The following is a 6574-nucleotide window of genomic DNA, read 5'->3' on the forward strand; positions in this document are numbered from 1 at the left end:
GATCCCTCTGAACAAAGCTACTTTGACTCAAATTGAAAAGTTGGCTGCCGGATCGAATTCCAGTATTCGATCATTCGAAGAAGGCTATCAGGAGATTCGCGAAGCTGCTCAGGAATATCATGTGAACACTACCGCCCAAAACTTGACGGTTCCGGCCTATATCGATTTTCAAAATGGCAAATTTGCCCACCAAGGCGAAGCCGTCTTAGCATACGGTTGGCTTTATGGTGCTGCCGGGCCTATACACCGGCCCGTCGCTGACCTGGGTTGACGCGCTGTTTACAGCAACCAGTGCGGTGTGCGTTACAGGGCTCATCGTGGTCGACACGGCTACGTACTTTACCACGTGGGGACAGGCGTACGTGCTGCTGCTCATTCAACTGGGCGGGCTCGGCATCGTATCCTTTACCTCGGTGATTATTGCGGCGCTGGGGCATCGTCTGTCGCTTCGCCAGGAGATCCTGACGAGTCGCGGCGCCAACATGGTGGATGAAATCGACTACCACGCCCTCACCTGGGCCGTGGTGCGGTTTACATTTGGCGCTGAACTTGTAGGCGCTGTTCTGCTCTATGTATTTTGGGTGCCCGAATTTGGATGGACAGGAGCCGTCTGGCCCTCTATCTTCCACACGGTAAGCGCCTTCTGCAACGCAGGCTTCTCGACGTTTACCACGTCGCTGATGGGCTTCCAGACCAACCTTCCGCTCTTGGGCGTCGTTATGATGCTAATTGTGCTGGGCGGACTGGGCTTCTTGACGTTAGAGGAGCTTAACCTGTGGCGGCACAGACGCCAGAAAAAAGGACGCTTTCGGCTGTCTGTTCACTCGCAGATTGTGCTCGGCACAACCGCTGTACTGATCGTGGGCGGCTGGGTAGCCTTTACCGCGTTTGAGTGGCACAACACATTGGCCGGGATGTCGCTTAGCGAGCGGCTTGTGAATGGGCTCTTTGCAAGCATCACCCCGCGCACAGCAGGATTCAACACCATTGACTACGCCGAAACCACCTCGGGCACCAACTTTCTTACGATCATCTTTATGGTGATTGGCGGATCGCCCGGCTCTACGGCGGGAGGCATCAAGACGACCACATTTGCCTTGCTTGGCTTGCTGGCCTGGTCGCGGCTGCAGGGACGCCCCACCACGAGCATCTCGGCCCGCACCATCCCCGAAGCCACCCTCCAGAAATCGACCAGCCTGCTCGTGGTTGCTCTGGGCATCATCACCGTTGGCATTTTCCTGTTCAGCGTGCTGGAGGTCCCCGGCAACGGAGCCAATGCAGCATTCCTCACGTACATGTTCGAGGTCGTGAGCGCCTTCAACACCGTGGGCCTTTCAATGGGCGCTACCGGTGAGTTGTCTGATCCGGGGCGTCTCATCACCGTCGTGCTTATGTTTATCGGACGCGTGGGCACCCTCACCTTTGTCGCGGCCATGGCGCGCTCCCCCAAACACATTAAGGGCGGCTTCCGATACGCATATGAGGATGTGTCTATCGGGTAGCGCGCCCTTGCAAACGCTGTGCACCTTTTTTCTCAATGTAGCCTTCCCTCCATTTATGGACCGTTTTGTTGTCGTGGGTCTTGGTAATTTTGGATCGAGCGTGACGCGGACGCTCTACCAGCACGGCCACGAGGTCATTGCTGTGGATACCGATGCCGCTGCCGTGGACGACATTGCACCGCATTGCTCGCGCGCTGCCCACGGCGACGGGCGCGAGGTGCCCGTGCTCAAGGAACTGGGGGCCGACGAGGCCGATGCCGCCGTCGTAAGCACCGGCGACGACCTAACGGCAAGCATCTTGGCCACGATGGCCCTACACGATGTAGGCGTTGAGAACGTGTACGTCAAGATTATCTCGGATAACCATGCCCGCATCATGAAACAGCTCGGTGCGACCGAGGTGGTCTTTCCGGAGCGAGAGTCCGGGTTCAACCTGGCCAGCCGCATCTCGGAAAAGGGTGTTGTGAACTACGTGCGCATGGGACATGACCTAAGCGTGCAGGAACTGGTCGTGCCCGAACAGTGGCAGGGCCACACGCTCCGCGAGCTGTCGGTGCGGGCGGAGCACCACCTGTCTGTCGTAGCCATCCACGACACGACCATCGACGAAATGATTGTACCGCCCGACCCCAGCGACACACTCAAGCACACCGATACCCTCATCGTGGCAGGCACCGACGAGGCGATCAAGAATGTTGCGGATATGGCGAGTGCCACCGCAAAAGAGGGGGAATAAGTCGCTAAGCGACCGTCCCCTTTGTTACACGACGTCCTGAACTTGCCTTCCACGCAGGCATAGCGTATGCTGTAGTCTGTCTTTCTTTACGCACTTACTTGTCTTTACACGGCTCATGGCCAACTCTTCCCAAGAACTGGCGCGCGACCTCGGATTCTTAGAGGCGTACACCATTGGCGTTGGTACCATGATCGGGGCCGGTATTTTTGTGCTTCCCGGCATTGTAGCCGGAGCCGCCGGTCCGGCCAGCATGATTTCGTTTGCCATTGCGGGGGTGGTGTCGCTGCTTACCGCGCTCTCGCTTTCTGAGCTGGCCACAGGCATGCCCAAGGCAGGCGGCAGCTACTACTACGTGAACCGCGCCATGGGCACGTTCTTCGGCTCTATTGTGGGCTGGGCCATGTGGTCGGGGCTTATGTTTGCCACCGCGTTCTACATGCTGGGCTTTGGGCAGTACCTCACGTTCTTCTACGGCGAGGGCGGGAGGCTTTTTGTATCAGGAACCGCGCTCGTCATGGCGGCGCTACTGGTCGCGCTCAACTACCGGGGCACGAAAGAGACCGGCAGCTTCCAGAACGTCATTGTAATTGTGCTCATCGGGTTCATCCTGGTGTTTGTCACGTTCGGCGTGTTCAACGTAGAGTGGGATGTGCTGCGTCCCTTCAACCCGAAAGGCTGGGGCGCTGTGGCCAGTACCGCAGCCACGGTGTACGTCACGTATATCGGATTCGAAGTGATTGCTACCAGCGCCGAAGAGATCAAAAATCCAGGTCGCAACCTGCCCCTGGCGATGATCGCCTCAGTGCTTACGCCTATGCTGTTTTACGTGCTGGTGATGCTCGTAAGCACCGGCGTGCTGCCTGTCGATGAGCTGACCAACTCGTTCGTGCCCGTGGCCGATGTCGCCCGCGAGTACCTGGGCACCATTGGCGCTATTATGATGGTGCTGGGGGCCGTGCTGGCCACGGTGTCGAGTGCCAACGCATCCATCCTGTCTGCCGCGCGCGTCAACTTTGCGATGGGCCGCGACAAGATTCTGTCGGACTGGCTGAATGTGATCCATCCTTCGTTTCGCACGCCGGGCCGCGCTATTCTCGTTACTGGCGTGGTGATTCTGGTACTGATTGCCGTCGGCGTGGGCATCGAAACGTTGGCCGATGTTGCCAGCTTCTCGTACCTGATTACCTACGCGCTGGTGCACGTGGCCGTCATCGTGATGCGCCGCGCTGGGCCCGAAGAGTACGACCCCGACTTCAAGCTGCCGAACTGGGCGTATCCCGCTGTGCCCATTATCGGCGCAGTATCGTGCCTGGCCGTAGTCACGTTTATGCGTCCGCTGGTGCTCCTCATCGGCACCGGCGTCATTGGCGTGGGCATTCTGTGGTACCTGGTCTACGCGCGCTCCCATGCGCCCGACAAGAATCTGGTGGGCGAGGCTATTGCAGGCGCACCTAAAACCGTGGCCTCTGACGGACGCTACCGCGTCGTTGTCCCTGTGGCCAACCCTAAAACGCAGCGTCACCTACTCCGCCTGGCTGCCGCCACCGCTGCCAGCCATGACGACGCTGAACTCGTCGTGGTAAATGTAATCGAAGTGCCGCAGCAGACGGCGCTCACCCAAGGGGTAAAGTACGAAGAGGAGCGCCTGAACCGCCAGCAAGAGCTTCTGGCAAATGTGCGCGACTATGCCAACGAACTGGGCGTGGGCGTGCGCACCCGTGCCATTGTCGGACGCGACGTGTGGCGCGTGGTGCTTGATGTGGTTCAGGAGGAGCATGCCCAGGAGGTCATTCTGGGATGGACGGGCGAACGTAAGCGCCTCGGGGCAGTGCTCGGCTCAAATATCGACCAGATTGTGCGCAACGCGGAGTGCGAGGTCACCCTCATCAAAACCGGTCCTAACGAGGTTGGCAATGCACTCGCCCTTGTGGGCGAGGGGCCCAACGCCTCGCTTGGGGCCCGGCGCGCCTACGAGTTCGTGCAGTACGCCGATGGCGCCTCACTCACACTCGCTAACGTACAACCACCCGATGACGACGCCGAAGCCACCGGCACGGCCATCATCGACCGAGTCGCCACGAATGCAGGCATCGAAGGGCACACCGCCAAAGTCGTCACCTCCGATGACGTGCGCAACGCCCTCCTCGACCTGGCGTCCGAGTACGACACCATCTGCATCGGCTCCACGCGCAGCACCGCCGTTACGCAGGCGCTCTTTGGGTCCATCCCCGAAGAGATTGGCGCCAACGTCGACGGCACCGTGGTCATCACCAGCGGCCACCAGTACAAGCCGCGCACCGTCTCCGAAGCGCTGATCGAGCGGCTGTCGGCATAGGCCCTGCCACCGCGGTCCTGTTTTTGTTGGATACGTACGCCGTGCCATATGCCTGCATCCGATCTCAACCGCCGTTCGTTTCTGAAGCGGGCCGGACTGCTTGGCGGAGCCGCCGGGTGGACTGCCCTTGCGCCTGGCTGTGTCAACGCAAGCGCCCCGCCCGCTGGAGCACGTACCGTTACCGGACGCGTAACCGGTCCCGATGGCGGCGTGCCTCAGGTGCGCATCACCGACGGCCTCTCGGTGGTGCAAACCGATATCGACGGCGCGTTCACCCTTCCTGCTGATGCGCGGCAGCCCTTCGTGTACATGGCTGTGCCTGCTGGATACCGCATCCCCCAGCACGACACCGGCACGGTGCGCTTCTTCCAACCGCTCACCGATGCCCCCGAGCAGACGGCCACGTTCGAGCTGGAGCCGCTCCCCGCCACCGACACACGCCATGCCTTCGTGGTGTTGGCCGACCCGCAGACGGAAGATGCCTACGAGATGGAGCGCTTCCACGACGAAACCGTGCCAGCCGTGCAGTCCACCGTGGCAGCACTGGGGGATACACCGGTCTTTGGCGTGGGCAACGGCGACCTCATGTTCGACGACCTCGCGCTCTTTCCCGAGTATGAGCGCGCCGTAGAGCGCATGGAAGTGCCCTTCTTCCAGGTGGTGGGCAACCACGACCTTAACTTTGACAGCCCGGCCCACCGGAATTCGTACCGGACCTTTCGCGACCATTTTGGCCCCGGCTACTACGCCTTTGACCGTGGGGATGTGCATTACGTGGTGCTGAACAACGTCTATTGGCCCGGCCAAGACGGATTCGGGCGCGATACCGATTCGTATCTGGGCCACCTCTCCGACCGGCAGCTATTCTGGCTCGCGAACGACCTGGCCACCGTATCCCCCGACCAGCCCGTTGTGGTGTTCACTCACATCCCGATGCTGAGCACGCTCTACCAGCGGCGCGGCGACGAACGGCCCTCCCCCCGCGATATGACCGTGAACCGCTCTGCGCTCTACCGAATGCTGGAGCCGTTTGCGGAGGCGCATATCATTACCGGACACACACACGAGAACGAGCATCGCTACCATGCGAACGTACATGAGCACGTGGTAGGCGCAGCATGCGGCGCATGGTGGACAGGCCCCGTCAGCCGCGATGGCACGCCGCCGGGCTATGCGGTCTACGAGGTCGATGGTACCGACCTTTCATGGCGCTACCAGTCGACCGACCACGACGCCGACCATCAGATGCATCTGTATGCGCCTGGCACCGATTCCGAGCGTCCCGACGCGCTCATTGCCAATGTGTGGGATGCGGATGACGCGTGGCGCATCACCTGGTACGAAGACGGCGTCGAGCAAGGCCCGATGCAGGCCTACGTAGGCACCGATCCGCAGGCCGAAGAACTGTACCGCAGCAGCGACCAACCCGAGCGGCGCCCGTGGGTGTCGCCGATCCCCACCGCGCATCTATATGCCGCCACGCCCTCGCCCGAAGCGTCCGAAGTCACCGTAGAGGCCACCGACCGGTTTGGACGCACGTATGCTGAGACGCTTGCGCTTGGGTAGTGCTCTGTCAACCCTCATTTTGATGGTTGCACTGCAATCAGCCCCCACGAAGCCTGTCATGGTGAGTGCAGTCGAACCATCTCCTTGGTGTTTAGCAGGAACTTTTCGGGACGGCACGGCACACGTATCCATCTTGGTTTAACCTACAGAATGACCTGTGACACAGCAGTAGTACTGTGTCACAGGTCAATCTTGGGGTAGTAACGCACCTCTCTTACATGGTGTCATCTTGAGCGGAGCAACTGCGCCTAAGTAGACCTAAAAAAGTATCTTAGCAGGTATGTCCTTGCAACGAGAGGCTGCTGCCTTGCTCTGGATTACGATGTGAATTCGCTCCGCTCATTTCTGGATCGCGCTCTTCCGACCGCTGTCGGAATCGCTTGTCCAGGATGACGGGTTGGGGGAAGGCGCTGGGTTGAAAAGGCGCTGGGTTGA

Annotated in this window: 5 protein-coding genes; all 5 read left to right on the forward strand. The window is 60.2% G+C overall.

The genetic code is table 11. From position 1 onward, the window contains the following. On the forward strand, positions 1–271 hold a 271-nt coding region (locus tag R6U20_RS02025), incomplete at its 5' end, for a hypothetical protein (protein ID WP_410336205.1). Next, complete coding sequence (locus R6U20_RS02030; RefSeq protein WP_410336206.1) at positions 225–1502, forward strand: TrkH family potassium uptake protein; 1278 nt, start codon at positions 225–227, stop codon at positions 1500–1502. The genes R6U20_RS02025 and R6U20_RS02030, both read left to right, overlap by 47 nt. 55 nt (positions 1503–1557) lie before the next feature. Further along, entirely contained in the window at positions 1558–2238 is a 681-nt protein-coding gene (locus tag R6U20_RS02035) for a potassium channel family protein (RefSeq protein ID WP_410336207.1), read from the forward strand. Between the two features lie 115 nt (positions 2239–2353). Then, positions 2354–4573, forward strand: coding sequence for an amino acid permease (locus R6U20_RS02040; protein ID WP_410336208.1), 2220 nt, complete (start codon positions 2354–2356; stop codon positions 4571–4573). 48 nt (positions 4574–4621) lie between these two features. Beyond that, positions 4622–6139: a calcineurin-like phosphoesterase C-terminal domain-containing protein gene (locus R6U20_RS02045; RefSeq protein ID WP_410336209.1), complete on the forward strand. Its 1518-nt coding sequence runs from the start codon at positions 4622–4624 to the stop codon at positions 6137–6139. Positions 6140–6574: the final 435 nt, after the last annotated feature.

The sequence above is a fragment of the Longimonas sp. genome (assembly GCF_046498435.1).
GTDB lineage: Bacteria > Bacteroidota > Rhodothermia > Rhodothermales > Salinibacteraceae > Longimonas.